Annotated in this window: 16 protein-coding genes and 1 other annotated feature; of the genes, 6 read left to right on the top strand and 10 right to left on the bottom strand. The window is 37.9% G+C overall.

Annotation, left to right across the window (positions count from 1 at the left end; all coding sequences use genetic code 11):
- Positions 1-14: 14 nt before the first annotated feature.
- From MHI04_RS03505 to MHI04_RS03495, 3 genes are all read left to right on the top strand, one after another.
- Positions 15-797: a lytic transglycosylase domain-containing protein gene (locus tag MHI04_RS03505; RefSeq protein WP_036126656.1), complete on the top strand. Its 783-nt coding sequence runs from the start codon at positions 15-17 to the stop codon at positions 795-797.
- A gap of 419 nt (positions 798-1,216) precedes the next feature.
- Complete coding sequence (locus MHI04_RS03500) at positions 1,217-1,624, top strand: hemoglobin (protein WP_004227447.1); 408 nt, start codon at positions 1,217-1,219, stop codon at positions 1,622-1,624.
- Positions 1,617-2,429 carry a DsbA family protein gene (locus MHI04_RS03495; RefSeq protein ID WP_036126658.1) on the top strand — a complete coding sequence of 271 codons (813 nt, stop codon included), beginning with the start codon at positions 1,617-1,619 and terminating at the stop codon, positions 2,427-2,429. The genes MHI04_RS03500 and MHI04_RS03495 overlap by 8 nt, the downstream gene beginning before the upstream one ends.
- Before the next feature lie 856 nt (positions 2,430-3,285).
- Here the strand turns inward: MHI04_RS03495 and pepF are convergent.
- The 4 genes from pepF to spxA form a co-directional block, all read right to left on the bottom strand.
- Positions 3,286-5,103: an oligoendopeptidase F gene (pepF, locus tag MHI04_RS03490; RefSeq protein ID WP_342535343.1), complete on the bottom strand. Its 1,818-nt coding sequence runs from the start codon at positions 5,101-5,103 to the stop codon at positions 3,286-3,288.
- Positions 5,104-5,154: 51 nt separating this feature from the next.
- The gene (locus MHI04_RS03485; protein ID WP_342535342.1) at positions 5,155-6,276 is read right to left on the bottom strand and encodes a competence protein CoiA family protein; all 1,122 of its coding nucleotides are present in this window, start codon (positions 6,274-6,276) and stop codon (positions 5,155-5,157) included.
- 257 nt (positions 6,277-6,533) lie between these two features.
- Complete coding sequence (gene mecA / locus MHI04_RS03480; RefSeq protein ID WP_036126663.1) at positions 6,534-7,202, bottom strand: adaptor protein MecA; 669 nt, start codon at positions 7,200-7,202, stop codon at positions 6,534-6,536.
- Between the two features lie 434 nt (positions 7,203-7,636).
- Positions 7,637-8,032 (bottom strand): transcriptional regulator SpxA, encoded by a 396-nt coding sequence (spxA, locus tag MHI04_RS03475; RefSeq protein WP_025116803.1) that lies wholly within the window; start codon positions 8,030-8,032, stop codon positions 7,637-7,639.
- A gap of 490 nt (positions 8,033-8,522) precedes the next feature.
- Positions 8,523-8,745, top strand: a binding site (T-box leader).
- 116 nt (positions 8,746-8,861) lie between these two features.
- Between spxA and trpS the strand changes: the two genes are divergently transcribed.
- Positions 8,862-9,851 carry a tryptophan--tRNA ligase gene (trpS, locus tag MHI04_RS03470; RefSeq protein WP_342535341.1) on the top strand — a complete coding sequence of 330 codons (990 nt, stop codon included), beginning with the start codon at positions 8,862-8,864 and terminating at the stop codon, positions 9,849-9,851.
- A 1-nt stretch (position 9,852) separates the two neighbouring features.
- Here trpS and MHI04_RS03465 read toward each other — a convergent pair whose 3' ends face one another.
- The 3 genes from MHI04_RS03465 to MHI04_RS03455 form a co-directional block, all read right to left on the bottom strand.
- Positions 9,853-10,074 carry a hypothetical protein gene (locus tag MHI04_RS03465; protein WP_036126664.1) on the bottom strand — a complete coding sequence of 74 codons (222 nt, stop codon included), beginning with the start codon at positions 10,072-10,074 and terminating at the stop codon, positions 9,853-9,855.
- Positions 10,075-10,179: 105 nt separating this feature from the next.
- Complete coding sequence (gene fabF, locus MHI04_RS03460) at positions 10,180-11,421, bottom strand: beta-ketoacyl-ACP synthase II (RefSeq protein WP_036126666.1); 1,242 nt, start codon at positions 11,419-11,421, stop codon at positions 10,180-10,182.
- A 30-nt stretch (positions 11,422-11,451) separates the two neighbouring features.
- Positions 11,452-12,390 carry a beta-ketoacyl-ACP synthase III gene (locus MHI04_RS03455; protein WP_089934871.1) on the bottom strand — a complete coding sequence of 313 codons (939 nt, stop codon included), beginning with the start codon at positions 12,388-12,390 and terminating at the stop codon, positions 11,452-11,454.
- 577 nt (positions 12,391-12,967) lie between these two features.
- On the opposite strand from MHI04_RS03455, the gene MHI04_RS03450 reads away from it, so the two are divergent.
- Positions 12,968-13,162 (top strand): YjzD family protein, encoded by a 195-nt coding sequence (locus MHI04_RS03450; RefSeq protein ID WP_004227469.1) that lies wholly within the window; start codon positions 12,968-12,970, stop codon positions 13,160-13,162.
- Between the two features lie 49 nt (positions 13,163-13,211).
- Here MHI04_RS03450 and MHI04_RS03445 read toward each other — a convergent pair whose 3' ends face one another.
- Entirely contained in the window at positions 13,212-15,338 is a 2,127-nt protein-coding gene (locus MHI04_RS03445) for an AAA family ATPase (RefSeq protein WP_271912423.1), read from the bottom strand.
- Between the two features lie 269 nt (positions 15,339-15,607).
- On the opposite strand from MHI04_RS03445, the gene MHI04_RS03440 reads away from it, so the two are divergent.
- On the top strand, positions 15,608-16,294 hold the full coding sequence (locus MHI04_RS03440; protein WP_342535340.1) for a Crp/Fnr family transcriptional regulator: 687 nt from the start codon (positions 15,608-15,610) through the stop codon (positions 16,292-16,294).
- Positions 16,295-16,919: 625 nt separating this feature from the next.
- On the opposite strand, the gene MHI04_RS03435 is transcribed toward MHI04_RS03440, so the two are convergent.
- Positions 16,920-17,228, bottom strand: coding sequence for a metal-sulfur cluster assembly factor (locus MHI04_RS03435; RefSeq protein WP_036120908.1), 309 nt, complete (start codon positions 17,226-17,228; stop codon positions 16,920-16,922).
- A gap of 53 nt (positions 17,229-17,281) precedes the next feature.
- Complete coding sequence (locus MHI04_RS03430; RefSeq protein WP_342504108.1) at positions 17,282-18,046, bottom strand: prolyl oligopeptidase family serine peptidase; 765 nt, start codon at positions 18,044-18,046, stop codon at positions 17,282-17,284.
- Positions 18,047-18,054: the final 8 nt, after the last annotated feature.

The raw sequence follows: 18,054 nt of genomic DNA, 5'->3' as shown, positions 1-18,054 counted from the left end.
AGGTGACTGACTCCTTGGATATTCAATCACTAAAATCTTTACTAGAAATTCAAGCATTGCAAACACTTGGAGCTACCGAAAATGCATCAACAAACAATCTGACAGACAATAATTCTATTTTTTCTGACATGATTAATGAATTATTAGGAGAAGCATCGACAGCAAGCAATGCCAAATTGTCTAGTTTGTTTGCTTCTGGAACAGCAAATCATTCAGATTTCGTCAATCAGCTGACAATGTTAGCCAATAATTCAGAAGGCAGCTCACTCGAATCATTGCTTTATCAAGGCTCTAATGCTGTGTTTATCCCTGAATCTGTCAAACAAGCTTTAGCAAACAACTATACTGGCACAAAGCTTGATTCTTATGTTTCAGATGATGTTATAGGCTCTACAGCGTACGCCAATTCACTAACAGGAGCCAATCAATATGCCGCTATTATCGAAAAAGCTGCCGCTACTTATCAGGTACCCGAAAAGCTTATTGCGGCTGTCATCAAGCAAGAATCTAATTTTAATCCAACTGTAGTGAGTCATGCAGGAGCGCAGGGCTTAATGCAATTAATGCCCACAACAGCACAATATTTAGGCGTGACAAACGCTTTTGATCCAGAGCAAAACATTATGGCTGGGGCAAAATATTTGCGTCAAATGCTAGATAAATTTAATAATGACCCTACACTAGCTTTAGCAGCCTACAATGCTGGCGCGTCTCGCGTTACGAAATATGGAGGGATTCCTCCTTTCAAAGAAACACAGAATTATGTCAAAAAAGTGATGAATTACTACACAGTGTAATCGCATCTTTCCTTTTATCCATACTTTTTCCAACAAATTTCACCCATTGTGGTGAAATTTGTGCTATTTTAGCGAACAACAATTCGAAAGAGCTCTTTGTTTGTGTTAACGAAAAGACGTTGATAGAATGAAGGTAGTCACAAGAAATTCACATTTTGAGGATGACAAGTATATCAATAACGCTTCGGCTTAATTGCCGCTAACGATGTGTCTAGATTTTTCCGAGCAGAAAAGTAGAAGTTAGCCTAAGAAAGTCACGTCCTATGACAACTGCCGGAGGGCTCTGTGGCAATACTTTCATTGCCACAGGCGTAGCGCTTTTTGACGGTGTTCTAGATTCAGCAGTCGTTTGAACACTTGCTGAATGCGATAAAATGATACTTTAAGATATAAAGAAGAATTAAAGGAGCATATAACCTATGAGTCGAAAATACACTGTTCCTTATGAGGAGCTGGGAGCTGAAAAACTGTCAGAACTCATTCACGCGTTCTATAAAAGAGTGGCTCAGCATCCTGATCTTATTCCAATCTTTCCAAAGGATTTAACAGAGACAGCCCGTAAGCAAATTCAATTTCAAACACAGTATTTAGGTGGACCAAATCTCTTTACTGAGGAACATGGACATCCAATGATGCGTGCACGTCACATGAATTTTCCGATTACACCTGACCGTGCTCAAGCTTGGCTAGAGTGTATGTCAGAAGCAATGGATGAGGTAGGTTTGGAAGGGAAGTTCCGTGAAACTTATTATCAACGTTTAGTATTAACAGCTCATCACATGGTTAATACGCCAAATGACGATGAGGGGGAATTGTTACGTGAATAATATTCAAATGTTGCTGCAAGAGCCAACGCCGACGATTTCTACTGCCAACAAGCCTATTGAATTGTATATTTTCGTAGATCCACTTTGCCCTGAAGCTTTCAGTATGCAAGCAACTCTTCGTAAATTACAGCTTGAATACAACCACTATTTCACGTGGCGCTTTGTTTTAAGCACAGAGCTTACTTCTTTAAATTGCTTAAGTAAACGTGTCAAAGGTTGTATCTCGGGAGTCGAACTTGATATTAACCACCCTGTATTACCTTCAATTGCTATTAAAGCAGCTGAACTACAGGGAAAACGTGCAGGTGCACGCTATTTGTCGAAACTACAAGAATATGTATTACTAAACCACCAAGATGTAAACTCCTATGCAACGCTTTTAAAAATTGCAGAGGATGTTCAACTAGACATGAATGAATTCACTGTCGACTTTGGCTCAAAGGAAGCAGCACGAGCTTTCCAATGCGATTTATATATTAAACGTGAAATGGAAGTTGACGAAGTCCCTAGTATCGTGTTTTTCAATGAATGTATTGAAGATGAAGGACTAAAAGTCAGCGGTAGCTATTCCTATGAAGTTTATGAACATATTTTACAAGAAATGCTGAACGAACAGCTTGTCCGTCAGCCATTACCATCAATAGAGGACTTATTTTCTAAATTCCATACACTTTCTACAAATGAAATAGCTTTTATCTATTCATTTACAGAGCAAGCAGCAGAGCGTGAATTAAAGAAACGCATGCTACAACAAAAAATCGAACGAATCCAGACAACTCACGCTACGTTATGGCGTCTTAAATAATACAATAAACGACAGGGACTCCAATCTTTCATGATGGAGTCCTTTTCATGTTGTTGAAAAAAGGTCATGTCAATAGCAGTAATACACCTTTTCACAAAGCCTGGGATAGATTTCCGTTCCGCCAGCGTCCGAGTCACTTCACCCACTGCGTTCGTCCCAAGGTATCAGTTGTGATGCTAATCCCCTAGGAGTGACGCTGGCTCCACTCCAATCACCATGTGGCAAAAGTGTCTTTTCCTTATCTTTCATACGAGCATAATTAGAGGAAGGATAGGCTCTTATTTTCAATGTGGAGAAATGATGCGTACCGCTCCTCCATAAAATGAGTAGTGAACACCTTCCCTTTATTTGAAAACCATTGCTAAAGAGAAATATTTTTATCGGTTGAAGTGGAAGGCTTGACTACCTTGGGATAGCTAGGCGGAAGCGGCTTTGCGCTCGCCCACAGAAAAGCAAGTAGCCTGCAACGGTAATCCATTTTCACCTTTCACATAAATTCTATGGATATTTTGTTAGATAAAGCAAAATACAAAGAAGCGCCTCTATCCTCGACCGATAGAGACGCTTCTTTTTCACAAAGGGGATGGGAGAAATGTTCACGTTCAAACAAAGGGGTGTATGTTTGTTTTGTGATTTATTTCACAAGAATTACTCTATCATGGAATAATATATTTAGCAATGCAACCAATACTAGATTCACAAATTTGTCAAATAGAAAGCGATTACAAACAGTATTTTTCCAAGATGCACACTTTTAAACTATTTAGAAATCAAAAAAAATCATTATTCTTTCATTTGAAATAACATGGACAATATATAAAAAAGAGCAGTAGGAATATTCCCACCGCCCTTTTAATTAGTTATTCAACAATAATTTTTCTAATTCATTTAAACGCTCTTCAAATACTTTACATGCATCTTCAATCGGCTTAGCAACGTTCATATCAACACCTGCTGCCTTTAATACTTCTATTGGGAAATCAGAGCATCCAGCTTTTAAGAAGTTATTAATATAACGTTCTACAGCTGGTGCCCCCTCCTCTAAAATTTGTTTACTCAATGCTGTAGCGGCTGATTTACCAGTCGCATATTGATAAACATAGTAATTATAGTAGAAGTGTGGAATACGAGCCCATTCTAAGCCAATTTCCTCATCTACAATCATATCATCGCCGAAGTATTTTTTGTTTAGTTCATAATAAACCTCAGTTAAACGATCAGCTGTTAATGACTCACCGTTCTTATCCATTTGATGAATAAGATGTTCAAACTCTGCAAACATTGTTTGTCTGAATACCGTACTTCTGAAACCATCTAACCAATGATTTAATAAGTAAATTTTTTGTTGAGGGTCATCAATTGTTTTTAGTAAATAGTCATTTAATAACTCTTCATTACATGTTGAAGCAACCTCTGCGACAAAAATAGAATAATCTCCATAAACGAAAGGCTGATTGTTACGTGAATAATAGCTGTGAACACTATGGCCAAATTCATGCGCTAATGTAAATAGATTATTCACATTGTCTTGCCAATTCATTAAAATATACGGATTCGTACCATACGCGCCTGATGAGTAGGCTCCACTACGTTTCCCTTTATTCTCTAATACATCAACCCAACGGTTATCCAATCCACTTTGGACGATGCTTTGATATTCTTCGCCTAATGGAGCTAGTGCTTTCACTAAAATATCTTTCGCTTCATCATAAGTGACTTTCATTTCCACTTCTTTAACAAGTGGTGCAAATAAATCCCACATATGCAATTCGTCTACACCTAATAATTGCTTACGTAACGAAATATAACGCTGCATAGCTGGTAAATACTTATGAATTGTTTCAACTAATTGATCATACACATTTTCCGGAATGAAATTATTAGACATGGCTGCATGGCGTGCAGAATCATAATGACGAATACGAGCACTCACATTATGCTTCTTCACATTACCCGTTAGCGTTGCCGAGAACGTATTTTTAAACTTGCCATATGCTTCGTACATAGCTTTAAATGCACCTTCACGCACTGAGCGATCTTTGCTCTCTAAAAACTTAATATAGTTACCATGTGTAAGTTGTACTTCCTCTCCCTCTTCATTTTTCACATAAGGGAAAACCATGTCCGCATTGTTTAACATACTGAATGTATTAGAAGCTGTACCCGTTACCTCAGACATTTGCGCTAGCAATGCCTCCTGCTCAGCTGGTAATACATGTGGACGTGCCATTGTAATTTCTTTTAAAGATTGCTTATATAATTGTAGGTCTTGATTTTCTGCTAAGTAGTCTTCAATTGTTTCTTCACTTAATGCTAAAATCTCTGGTGTTAAATATGAAAGACCAGCTGAGATACTAGTTGCCAATGTTTGAATGCGACTGTTCATATCTTGATAAAAGCTATTTGTTGTATCTTGATCATAGCGCATATGGGCATATGTGTAGAGCTTCATCGCACGCTCATATAGATGATCATGATATTGTAAAGCTGTTAATAATGCCTCTGCCCCATTATTTAAAGTACCTGCATAGCTCGGTGCTTGTTTAGCAAGCTCTGCAACTTCCTTCAATTCCTCTTCCCAAGCTTTATCTGTTGCAAAGATATCCTCTAAGCGCCATGTTAATTCTGCGGGTACTTCATTTCTAACCAAAATCTGATTACTGTTACTAGCCATGTATGCCAGCCCCCTTTATATGTGCTTTTTTCCTTTTACTCTCATATTTTCTCAATATATTGTGGCAATTGCAAATAAATGTACATATACATGCTCACAAATATCTAGCGACTGCTCTTCTTGAGTCATATGCTTCAAGAGCTGTCCATAATACAGGACAGCACTTACCGCCTGCGTTGTCACTTCTAGTTGATGCTTACTTAAAAAATGGTGAATCTCCTGCTTCGTTAACATAAAGGGCTGTCGACCTAATTGTTTACTAAAATGCAACAGCATCGTTTGCCATTCACTAGTAAACAAGGAGATGGCTGCTCCACCCTTCACTGGAATTCCAATGTAGGAAGGCATAGCAGTTAACGCAAAGTTTAATTCATAGCAATTTCGTAAAAATAAATCTTGCGCCCCCTTTTTACTATATAAAAGACGCGCAGATACAAATTGCCTACATGCTTGTTTATAAAGTTGCCAATACTGTTGAAATTCTTCTTGAGTAATTTGCTTCGGTATATAAAAAGGAAAGTGTTGTTGATTGACTGGTATTGTCTGAACTTTACCTATGAAAGTATGCCCATGTACATGAAGAAGATTCGTCCAATAAGTAAAATGGGCCGTCCTAGCGTTATACGTCATTAAATAAGGTACACCTGATGTAGTTGTCATAAACGCTTTTTGCAACAATGGGGAAATGGTAATTTTGCTGATGCCGTTGATTGCATCTTTACTTTGAGGCGTTTGAAAAAGCCAAATTACTTGTATATCGTTTTTTTCGTAGCCAGCTGTACGTTGTTGCCATTTTTCATGGGAGATTGTGCTACATTGAAATTCAATTGCATAGTGACGATCATTTATTGTAATGAGCAAATCCGGGCGTTGAGCAAGCTGCTTTAAAAATGGCTCTAGCTCCACTTGATATCCATGCTTTGTGAGCCATTCAAATAATTGCATTTTACCTTGGAGATGAAGTTTAGATTCACCTTCAGCGAACAATTGTGGACAATGCTTTTTGGCGAAGTGTGAAAAATGGGGAATATTATGTTGACCTACTTTCAATTGAACTGGTTCTAGACATTGAGGACAAAAAAATTTCATTTGTCGCCTATATCGTTGTAAAGCTTTCCTCGTATATTGATATGGGAGAAATAGCTGCTGTTTGTTGTTATAAGCTACCAGCATTTAATCAACTCCTTTTTAGTCAACTATAATGGAGTTGGTTTGCCCTCACAAAAATTAAGCAATTATTTCTTGAAATTTAAAAAATGCCGTCTCATATATCTTCATTCAGCAGATTTCACAGCATGAGCAGAGAGGCCTGTACAACGCTGGTCAATTAACCGATGATAGCTTAAATATGAATGCAAAAAAAGGACTGTAGCAAAACTCAATAAATTTACGAGTTTTACTACAGTCTAAAAAATGAGGTATTTTAATGCTTATGCAAAGTATTTTCGAACTGTTTCAAAGCAATTAAATTCCATAATCTTTTCACCGTACTCCTCTAGACGGTGAATGGTTAAATTGGATGGTGTTAAAAATTCCTTGATGACCGCATTTCGATCATGACGATTTAAATCCTCATCTGCGTTCCCGAAATCAACAACTAAATAGTACCAATCTTCATATTTGAATAATGAGGAATCCACTAATTCGTCTGTCATTCGTTTTGCGACAGGGATTAACTCATCAATATCTTTAAATTTATAAACATAAATGTCTGTATCCATAAATAACTCTGACTCATCCATGTCACCAAGTTGAGTTAGCTGGCTAAGAAGATCCTCTCCAACTTCATCGAATGGTGCAAACATTTCTTTGTGTTCATCAAAACTCGAATGACCATCTAATGTTTCACCGTCTTTTAAAATATGTGCACGTGTGACAATGATTTCTAAGCCTACTTCAGATGCATTGATGTGAATCCAAATCGGACCCTCTACATCAAAGTAATCCTCCGTGTTTACTTCATCAATCATATCCCAAAAAAGTTGCTCACCCTTTGCTCGATTGTACCAAATTTCTTCACGACTATAGCCGCGATCCTCTATATCATTATACGTAATAAAGAGCTTGAGTGTATTTTCATTTACACGTTCGATGTCCACTAGACCTCATCTCCCTTCACTGTCATATGCTGAAAAACAGTTTTGTTTCATTAGTATGCTTTTATTCTTTGTTTTTAACCTTCATACTGCATTTGTTTTTCAACCTTTGACCACACTCAGTAAAACCATCGAGGAACCGCAAACATGATTTTTTTTGTTCACAGTTGTCTCTAACTCTATTGTATGCTGTTCTGTCATAAAATGAAAAGGATATACACCGTTTCACAGAAGATATTTGAATTATTGAAATTGTAGTAAACTATTTAACTTAAATCAAGTTTAACATACTTTTACGGAAATATATGACTTTTCCCTATCAATTATTATACTTCATATAGAAGGTTTTACATAAGTAAAACATAAAAAAATAGATGTCACAACATGCATTCCACATTTGTAACATCTACAATATATATTATTCAAAATGAGTAGGTTTAATTCACCATTCGTTGCGCTTCTTGAAGCTGATATGCTCGAACTTTTCGAGGTAGGAAGCGACGAATTTCATCTTCATTATAGCCGACTTGTAGACGTTTTTCGTCCAAAATAATTGGTCGGCGTAATAAACCAGGATACTCCTGAATTAATTCATATAAACGTTGTAGTGGTAAACTTTCAACATCCACATTTAATTTTTGAAATATTTTTGAACGAGTAGAAATGATTTCATCTGTCCCGTCTTCTGTCATACGTAAAATTTTTTTAATTTCACTAATACTTAGTGGCTCAGAAAATATATTACGTTCTGTATATGGAATTTCGTGCTCCTCTAACCAAGCTTTCGCTTTACGACAAGAGGTACAACTTGGTGATGTAAATAGGGTTACGATCATTCTGACACATCCTTTCATTTTGTAATCATTATCTATAAACCAGAACCAAAGTGTTAAATTAGAATTAATGTAAAGTAAAATACACAGTACCATTATACAGCACTCAGCTGTATTTGAATATAGTTCCAATAAAAAAAGACTGAACCCGTCACAAATTATTCTGTCTCTTTATACAGCTTTTAATAAAGCGTATTTCCTTCTATCTTATGTGCTACTACTAACATTCCCACTTTCAGTGCATTTTAAACATCCAAGCATGTATCTTAGTTGTTCTCATTTAAAAAGATTAAACGAGAAAATTGTCAATTTGACGTGTACACCTAAACACAATTTTAATAAAAAATTTTATATTTATAACAAAATTACACAACAAAAAAAGCATATAATTTTTTCTCGAAAAAAACCACCGTCAAAAGTCTGACTTTACACAATGGAATCTTTATAATATAATTCTTTGCAATCAAATCAATTTGAATAATTTAAATTGAGAAAAACGCTGACGAAGAGTAGTACATATGTTCATTTCACGTTTAGAGAGTCTGTGGTTGCTGCAAACAGATCGTGGAGGCATATAGAATGGACTTCCGAGTTAGCTTTGTGAACGCTATTAGAAGCTATTAGCAGAGCTCGTCCCTTCACGTTACGAAGCTGAGTGGCCTTTTAGGCAAGCTGGGTGGTACCGCGGATTCAAAACATCATTCGTCCCTTCATTAGAAAAAATCTAATGAGGACGCATGATGTTTTTTTGTCTTTATCGTGAGGTGGAAAAGTGAGCAAAACGCCACTGACAACCGTCACGGAATTTGAATTCGAGGAGGAACTTTTAATGACAACTATTTTTTCAGGCGTACAGCCTACAGGAATCGTTACTTTAGGGAACTATTTAGGAGCATTCAAGCAATTCCCTGCACTACAAGACGAAGGAAATGCTATTTATTGTATCGTTGATCAGCATGCGATCACGGTTGCCCAAGATCCTAAAGAATTACGTGAAAGCATTCGTAAGCTGGCAGCTACCTATATTGCTACTGGCATCAACCCTAAAAAATCTACGTTATTCATTCAATCAGAGGTGCCAGCGCATGCTCAGGCAGGATGGATGTTACAATGTGTTGCGTCTATCGGGGAGCTAGAACGTATGACACAATTTAAAGATAAATCACATGGTAAAGAAAGCGTTTCTGCTGCTCTTTTAACATATCCACCGTTAATGGCTGCAGACATTCTACTTTACAACACAAACATTGTCCCTGTCGGCGATGATCAGAAGCAGCATATCGAGCTAACTCGTGACCTTGCAGAACGTTTTAATAAACGCTTTGGTGACGTTTTAACAATTCCAGAAATTCAATTACCAAAAGCAGGCGCTCGTATTAAATCCTTACAAGAGCCAACAAAGAAAATGAGTAAATCTGATCCTAATACGAAAGCGACAATCCGTTTGCTAGATACGGCAAAGGACATTGAGAAAAAAATTAAATCAGCGGTTACGGATTCTGATGGTATTGTTGCATTTGATGTAGAAAATAAACCAGGTGTCTCGAATTTATTGACAATCGAATCGGCTATTTCTGGTATAGCCATTGAAGATTTAGTCAAAAAATATGAGGGAATTGGTTATGGTGGATTCAAGCAAGGTGTTGCAACAGCTGTTATCGAACATCTAACACCAATTCAAGAAAAATTCTATCATTTAGTAGAATCCTCTGAATTAGATGTCATCTTAGATGAAGGTGCTGAAAAGGCGAATGCGATTGCCAGTGCTACATTAAAACGCATGGAAGATGCAATGGGTCTCGGCCGCACACGTCGCTAATTTATGGCTTGTCTGTGGAGCGATCAAAGCCTAAATCAAGCACAACAGCACAAATGATAATGCAGGCTCCTACCGCCATATAAAATTCTGTTGTTTGAAAAATAAATTTGAAAACAACCTTCCAGGAATAACCTAATGTTCGATAATTTAAATACAATATGAGATTCCCTACAGAGAGGATCATTAAGCCATAGCTTACTAAAAATAAAAAGAGACGAAACACAGTAGAGGCATCCTTTCTATTTCTTCTTACTTATCATTTATTCACAAAACTATAAAAAAAGACGTCAGCCGTTTAAATTTGGCTGACGTTTTTTAAGTTTATATATTATGCTTCATATTTTTTGAATAGAAGACTGGCATTGTGACCACCAAAACCAAGAGAATTACTCATCGCATATTGAATGTTTGCTTCTCTCGCTTCGTTTGGAACATAATCTAAATCACATTCTGGATCTGGATCTACTAAATTAATTGTTGGAGGTAAAATGCCTTCTTTTAAGGCTAATGCTGTGAAAATCGCTTCCACACCACCAGCTGCTCCTAATAAGTGACCCGTCATAGACTTTGTGGAGCTCATAGCAAGTTTATACGCATGATCACCAAAAGCAGTTTTAACAGCTTGTGTTTCAAATAAATCATTGTAAGGTGTGCTAGTACCATGTGCATTAATATAATCAACTTGTGATGGATCAACTCCACCATCTGTCAATGCTTGCGTCATTGCACGTGCTGCCCCCTCACCCTCTGGAGCTGGAGCCGTAATGTGATGCGCATCACCTGTTGCACCATAACCTAAAACTTCAGCATAGATTTTAGCGCCACGAGCTTTTGCATGTTCATACTCTTCTAGAATAACGATACCAGCGCCTTCTCCGATAATAAAACCATCGCGGTTTTTATCAAATGGACGGCATGCGGCTTGTGGGTCTGGATTTAATGATAAAGCTGTATTTGCACAGAAGCCTGCCACAGCCATTGTAACGATTGGTGATTCAGCACCACCTGAAATCATCACATCTGCATCCCCACGTTCAATTACTTTAAAGGCATCGCCAATGGAGTTTGTTCCCGAAGCACACGCCGTTACAGAACATGAGTTAATACCTTTTGCACCAACGTGAATAGATACTTGCCCTGAAGCCATATCAGGAATCATCATTGGAATGAAGAATGGGCTGACACGTCTTGCGCCACGCTCTTGGAATGTTAAAAATTGTTGTTCATAAGTTTCCATACCGCCGATACCAGAGCCAATCCATACACCTGCACGTGGAGCTAACTCTTCATCAATTGTTAATTGTGCATCTTCCATTGCCATAATGGAAGCGGCTAACGCGTAGTGCGTAAAACGATCCATTTTACGTGCTTCTTTACGATCAATATATTTTTCAATATCGAAATCCTTCACTTCTGCTGCGATTTTTGCTGCAAAAAGTTCTTTATTCAATCGTGTCAGCTCACCAATGCCAGATTTACCAGCCTTGATGTTAGCCCATGTTTCTTCGATGCTATTTCCTAGTGGTGTAACTGCGCCAATTCCTGTAATTACTACTCGTCGTTTACTCATTGTCTTACTCCCCTCAAGCATTTTTCCTTCTTATTTTCCCCATCTCATGGCTACGGCACCCCATGTTAAGCCGCCACCAAAACCAACGAGGACTAATAAGTCATCCTCTTTAATCTTACCTGCTTCGAGCTCATCTACCAAGGAAATACCAATAGATGCTGCTGAAGTATTTCCATATTTATGAATCGTTTTTGACATTTTTTCAGGTGGTAGCTCTAATCGCTCACGAGCAGATTCCATAATTCGTATATTTGCCTGATGCGGCACTAAAAAATCTACGTCTTCTTTTGTTAATCCTGCTTTCTCTAACACATTAACAGCCGATTCACCCATTTGACGTACAGCAAACTTAAACACTTCACGACCATTCATTGTAATTGTGTCTTGCTGTGTTAAATAAAGGTTTTTACCGCCTGTACCATCAGCACCAAGTTCAAATGATACAATACCTCTGCCTTCAGATACTGGCCCAACAATAGCTGCACTAGCACCATCACCGAATAAAACAGCTGTATTACGATCCTTCCAATCGATGACTTTCGACAGTTTTTCTACACCTACTACTAAGACATATTTATAAGTATTTGCCTCTACAAAGTGCTTCGCTGTCACTAAGCTATATATAAATCCTGCACATGCCGCTGCTTGATCCATCGCCGCCGCATTCACTGCTCCGATTTGTTCTTGAACCATACATGCTACACTTGGAAAAGTTTGATCCTGTGTGACAGTTGCTACAAGTATTAAACCAATTTCCTCTGGCGTAATACCCGCTTTTGCAATAGCTTCTTTAGCAGCTGCTACTGCTAAATCTGAAGTTTCCTGATCCTCTGCCGCAAAATGACGTTCTTCAATGCCTGTTCGAGTTCGAATCCATTCATCTGAAGTATCCATTATTTTTTCCAAATCAAAATTTGTAACGACCTTCTCAGGAACATATTTGCCAATTCCTATAATACCAGCGTTCATATAGCAACCCCTCAGCTTTCTTACTATCAATTATTAGTAACTGGTCATAATTATAACGCATACGAAAGGAAGGACGCAAGGTGATTTAAAATTAATGTGTTTTGGACGTGGCGGAGATTTTATTTTTGGTGAGGGCTGACTCTTTATTAGGTTAGGTGAGAGTTTTGGCATTATCGTCGTTTTTGAGCGGGTGAACTTCTACGTCATAGTACTGTCCACCTTTTTATGAACGGAGTGTCTTACTTAGGAGCACTATCTACTAGCTCTGAGCCAAGTTCCTACTATAATTAGAGCACTTCTGCACTCGTTACGAACAAAAACCCTAATCGAGACTAATTCCCTGACTCCTCTTCATTACAAAGCACACACTAACTTCCTATCATTAAACATCAGCATACCTTCTGCAAATCAAATGCTACGATAGGCCGTTGAATATAAAATCCAGATCCTTGTATTTGTTGTGACAAATTCGCCATGTTTCACATAAAAGGTTCTTTTTTTTTCGATTTATGTTATGATATGATAATGAATATGAGTAAAACCTTATAATGAAAAAAGTTCGGTTGAGGTGAAATTAATGCAATATATCGTAACGTTCATATGGTCATTCCTACTAGTTTCTATGTTAAACTACGTAGTCAGCTCTGTACTTGGTGTACCATTCGATTTTAAAACAGGGGCAATCGTTTCCGTTGTATTCTCCATTCTAATCTTTATTATTGGAGCAATCATTCCAAACGATCCTACACCAGAAGCTGCAGACCATCATTAATTTATCTAGAAAAAACCTGTTCAGCATATTGCCGAACAGGTTTTTTCTGTTATTTTTCCACAACACATTGACCATCACGCATTTTCACATGCAAAGTTTCTCCTGGTAAAACCTCACCACGAAGCAGTTCTCTAGCTACTGCTGTTTCGATATGTCGTTGTACAAAGCGTTTTAATGGTCTCGCTCCAAACTGAGCATCCGCTCCTTGCTGTACTACCCAATCAATAACCTCTTGCTCGACAGATAAAGTAATTTCCTGTTCTGCCACACGTTTAATCAGTTGCTCCACGTACTTCCAAGCAATCGCAGTAAAATGCTTTGTAGATAAAGCATGGAAAAAGATAATGTCATCCATACGGTTTAATAACTCTGGTTTAAAATGTTGGCGTAAGGCCGTCATCACTAAGTCTTCAACAGCATTATCGCCTTCTTTTGCCTCCATTAAATAACTAGAGCCAATATTGGATGTTAGAATGACCACTGTATTTGTAAAATTCACCATACGTCCCTGACTATCTGTAATGCGGCCATCATCTAAAATTTGTAATAAAATATTCGCCACGTCTGGATGCGCTTTTTCAATTTCATCTAGGAGGACCACGGAATATGGATTTCGGCGTACAGCTTCTGTTAATTGTCCGCCCTCCTCATAACCTACATAGCCTGGAGGAGCACCAACGAGACGAGACACACTATGTTTCTCCATGTATTCACTCATATCAATTCGAATAAAGTGATCTTCTGCATCAAATAACTGCGCAGCAAGTGCCTTAGCAAGCTCAGTTTTACCAACACCTGTTGGACCTAAGAATAAAAAGCTACCAATCGGACGATGCGGATCTTTAATACCTGCACGTGCACGCCATACAGCTTCTGTTACTAATTGAACTGCTGTATCTTGACCGACTACCCTTTCATGTAATGTATCCTTTAATCGTAGAAGTTTTTCACGCTCTCCTTCTACTAATTTTGTTACAGGAATTCCTGTCCAGCGGGAAACGATCGCAGCAATTTCATCTGCCGTTACTTCTTCACGTAAAATGCGGGATTCTGCCCCATTTTCTAACTGTTTTTCGAGTTCCTGAATTTCCTTTTCTAATGTTGGGATTTTGCCATGGCGTAATTCCGCAGCTTTATTTAAATCATATTTACTTTCTGCTTCATCTAAATCACGACGGTATTTATCTAATGTTTCCCGTTTTTTCTGAATGTCGTGTAACATTTCTTTTTCTGCTTCCCATTGTTGGCGCATGCCCTCTGAGGATTCTTTTAATTTTGTTAATTCCTCACGCAATTGCTCTAGACGTTTTTTACTTGCCTCGTCCTTTTCCTTACGTAATGCCTGTTCTTCAATCTCAAGCTGCATAATGCGACGTGTCACTGCATCTAATTCCTGTGGCATCGAATCAATTTCTGTACGAATCATCGCACAAGCCTCATCAATTAAATCAATTGCCTTATCAGGTAAAAATCGCTCTGTAATATATCGGTTGGACAGTTCTGCTGCCGCAACAATTGCTCTGTCATGAATTCGTACTGCATGATGTAATTCAAAGCGTTCTTTTAAGCCCCGTAAAATGGAAACCGTATCCTCAATCGAAGGCTCACGTACAAGAACTTGCTGGAATCGTCGCTCTAAAGCAGGATCTTTTTCAATGTACATACGATACTCATCTAGTGTTGTAGCACCAATACAATGTAGTTCACCGCGTGCAAGCATTGGCTTGAGCATATTCCCTGCATCCATAGCACCGTCTGTTTTGCCTGCGCCGACGATGGTATGAATTTCATCAATAAATAAAATGATTTGTCCTTCTGAATCTTTCACCTCTTTTAACACACCTTTTAAGCGCTCTTCAAATTGGCCACGATAGCTTGCCCCTGCGATTAAAGCACTCATATCTAGCTCATATAACACACATTCTTTCAAGCCCTCTGGCACATCGCCTTTCACAATACGCTGTGCTAAACCCTCAACAATCGCTGTTTTACCAACTCCTGGTTCACCAATTAATACAGGATTATTTTTCGTTTTGCGTGTTAAAATACGAATGACATTTCGAATTTCCTCATCACGCCCGATAACTGGGTCCATTTTGCCGTTTTTAACTTCTTCAATCAAATTTCGTCCAAATTGCTCTAGTGGTTTTTTGTTATCTGTTTGTTGAAATTGCATAGCTAGCACTCCTTTACCATCATGTTTCTTATCATTGTTATACCCATTCTTGTTCTTTTAAAAAGTTTGACCTTTTTTGACTAACTTTATTTTACATCAATCGACATTGCTTCGCAAAGAAATCGCACTAAAATTTTTTCACGGATTATGGAAATTTACGTTATAATAATGGTATGTTTCTATGTTTTAGTATCGAAAAATCCACTATCCTTTTGTAATAATTGCCGTTTATTACAAAAAGAAAGCGATGTGTTGGAGATATGGTTTTAATGGATAATATGTTTGAAAAAATGAAGGATCTATTTCAAAAGCATGGTGTTTTTATCAAAGTGAATAAAGGAAATAAAATTTTTCTAGAGGGTGAACGGGCAAAAGAAATTTATTACATCCAATCTGGTGTGATTTCGATAAGCCAAGAAACCGAAACTGGCAAGGAATTAACTATTCGTATTTGTGGTCCTGACAGTATAATTGGAGAGGGGTCATTATTTTGTAACCTAGTCTATAATTCCATGACTGCAAAGGTATTAGAGCCTTCTACGATGTATGTGTTAAGTCGTAAATCATTGGAGCATTTACTAGAAGATCAGCCTACGGTTATGGTGGAATATATAAAGTGGTTGCAAACAGAAAACTTAAAGCATCAAAGTCGTTTGCGTGATTTAGTGTTAAATGGTAAAAAAGGTGCTTTATTTTCAACGCTCATTCGGCTTTCCAATACGTATGGTAAACCTTTAGAAAATAGCTCAATTTTTATTGATTTCCAGCTAACAAATACGGAAATTGCGAATTTGTGTGCAACAAGTCGTGAAATGATTAATCGTATGTTGAATGATTTAAAAAAACACGATATTATCACCTTTGATAAAGGCTTTATTACAATTCATGATTTACAATTTTTAAAAAATGAAATTGCTTGTGAAAATTGTCCATTACAAATATGCCGTATCGATTAATTTCGTTACAAACGAAATCCCTGCCTATAAAATATAGCAGGGATTTTATCGTGTTGAAAAACAAAACCATCCATAGCATTTTTGTGAAGGGTGAAAATGGATTTCCGTTGCAGGCTACTTGCTTTCCTGTGGGCGAGCGCCGAGCCGCTTCCTCCGTGCAGGGGCTCGCCTGTCTCGCTATCCCACGGGAGTCAAGTAGCCTTCCACTCCAACCCATAAAAATATTTCTTTTTAGCAAAGATCTTCAAATAAAGTGAAGGTATTCATTACTCTTTATGGAGGGTGTTGTCACTCATCACTTCTCCACATTGACAATAAGAGGCTATCCTTTCTCTAATCATACAAATACGGCTCGTATGAAAGATAAGAAAAAGACATTTTTGCAGAATGGTTGATTGGAGTGGAGCCAGCGTCACTCCTAGGGGATTTAGCGTCACAGTTGAGACTCTGGAGCGAACGCAGTGAGTGAAGCGGCTCATCGGACGCCCCCTGGAAAGGACGCTGGTGGAACGGAAATCAACCTCTCGCCTTGCTAAAGGTTCTTTTTCTACTATGAACATCATCTTTTTTCAACAACATGAAATCCCTGCCTATAAAATAAGCAGGGATTTTTAATGTTGCAATTTTAACGTACGCCTAATGCCATTTTTGCATAGCGTGACATTTTGTCTTTTGACCAAGGTGGATTCCATACAATGTTAACATTTGTACTTTTCACTTCCGGAAGTTCCCCTAATGCCGTATTCACCTGATCCACAATAACTGGCCCAAGTGGGCATCCCATCGATGTTAATGTCATCGTAACAGTTGCTACACCTTCATCATCTAAATCTACATCATATACTAAACCTAAGTTGACGATATCAATCCCAAGCTCAGGGTCAATTACATTTTCTAAAGCACCAAACATGCTATCTTTCATATCTTGATCCATTCGTATTTCTCCTTCCATCATAGTGTTAACCTTATCATAGCAGATGCATCCTGTTATGCCAAATGCTGTGCAAGCCAGTCTGTTGCTGCTAGCATACCGTCACGTGGGACTGCATGTCCTGCCTTTTTGTTCACCATAAACTTTAAATATTCAGGGCTTGCTTGATAGTATTCCCGTAATGTCTCATAAAATTTATACGTTTCTTGGAAAGGTACTGTTTTATCTAATTCTCCATGCCAAAAGAAAACTGGACGATCTGCGAATTTTTCTGGCGTTAAACTAACATCATATTTAGCTAAGAGCTCATTCACTTTTTGGACATCTTCCTCTGACATCGGCCAATCGATACCGCTTTTTGCAAATTGTTGCAATTGATATTCACCTAATTTAATAAAACCTGGTGCACCCATACATATTGACGCTGTTTTTATCCAATCATAAAGTTTTAAACAGCCGGAGGTCACGATGCCGCCCATTGAAGTACCTGCTATGCCAATATTATGACTGGCCAATAAATTTTTATTCCTTAATTCATCATATAATTGTTGCACTTCATGAATAGAATTTAAAACAATATCCCAAAATTTCAAGTTCATTTGTATTTCTGTAAGGCCTTCGCTACGGTCACCATGAAATTTTGCATCTGGTAATAGGACACGCACCCCCTTATGCACCAATTGGTATGCATAGTGTAAGTTATGTTCTTTCGCGCTCATAAAACCATGCAAAAAAATCACTACTGGGGTTTCTTCATTCATCTTGTCTGTATGTATATGTAATAAAGGAATATTTCCCCACACTTCTTTTTCTACAAACATTTTTGTCA

This window comes from Lysinibacillus sp. FSL K6-1151 (assembly GCF_038630755.1).
Classification (GTDB): Bacteria; Bacillota; Bacilli; order Bacillales_A; family Planococcaceae; genus Lysinibacillus; species Lysinibacillus fusiformis_D.
This window is presented reverse-complemented; position numbering and strand designations above follow the sequence as displayed.

Bases quoted from the DNA above. Each gene is read 5' to 3' on its own strand.
- MHI04_RS03445 (WP_271912423.1), bottom strand. From the start codon at position 15,338: ATGCAATTTCAACAAACAGATAACAAAAAACCACTAGAGCAATTTGGA.
- MHI04_RS03455 (WP_089934871.1), bottom strand. From the start codon at position 12,390: ATGAACGCTGGTATTATAGGAATTGGCAAATATGTTCCTGAGAAGGTC.
- fabF (WP_036126666.1), bottom strand. From the start codon at position 11,421: ATGAGTAAACGACGAGTAGTAATTACAGGAATTGGCGCAGTTACACCA.
- MHI04_RS03450 (WP_004227469.1), top strand. From the start codon at position 12,968: ATGCAATATATCGTAACGTTCATATGGTCATTCCTACTAGTTTCTATG.
- MHI04_RS03435 (WP_036120908.1), bottom strand. From the start codon at position 17,228: ATGGATCAAGATATGAAAGATAGCATGTTTGGTGCTTTAGAAAATGTA.
- pepF (WP_342535343.1), bottom strand. From the start codon at position 5,103: ATGGCTAGTAACAGTAATCAGATTTTGGTTAGAAATGAAGTACCCGCA.
- MHI04_RS03440 (WP_342535340.1), top strand. From the start codon at position 15,608: ATGGATAATATGTTTGAAAAAATGAAGGATCTATTTCAAAAGCATGGT.
- trpS (WP_342535341.1), top strand. From the start codon at position 8,862: ATGACAACTATTTTTTCAGGCGTACAGCCTACAGGAATCGTTACTTTA.
- MHI04_RS03485 (WP_342535342.1), bottom strand. From the start codon at position 6,276: ATGCTGGTAGCTTATAACAACAAACAGCAGCTATTTCTCCCATATCAA.
- MHI04_RS03500 (WP_004227447.1), top strand. From the start codon at position 1,217: ATGAGTCGAAAATACACTGTTCCTTATGAGGAGCTGGGAGCTGAAAAA.
- MHI04_RS03430 (WP_342504108.1), bottom strand. From the start codon at position 18,046: ATGTTTGTAGAAAAAGAAGTGTGGGGAAATATTCCTTTATTACATATA.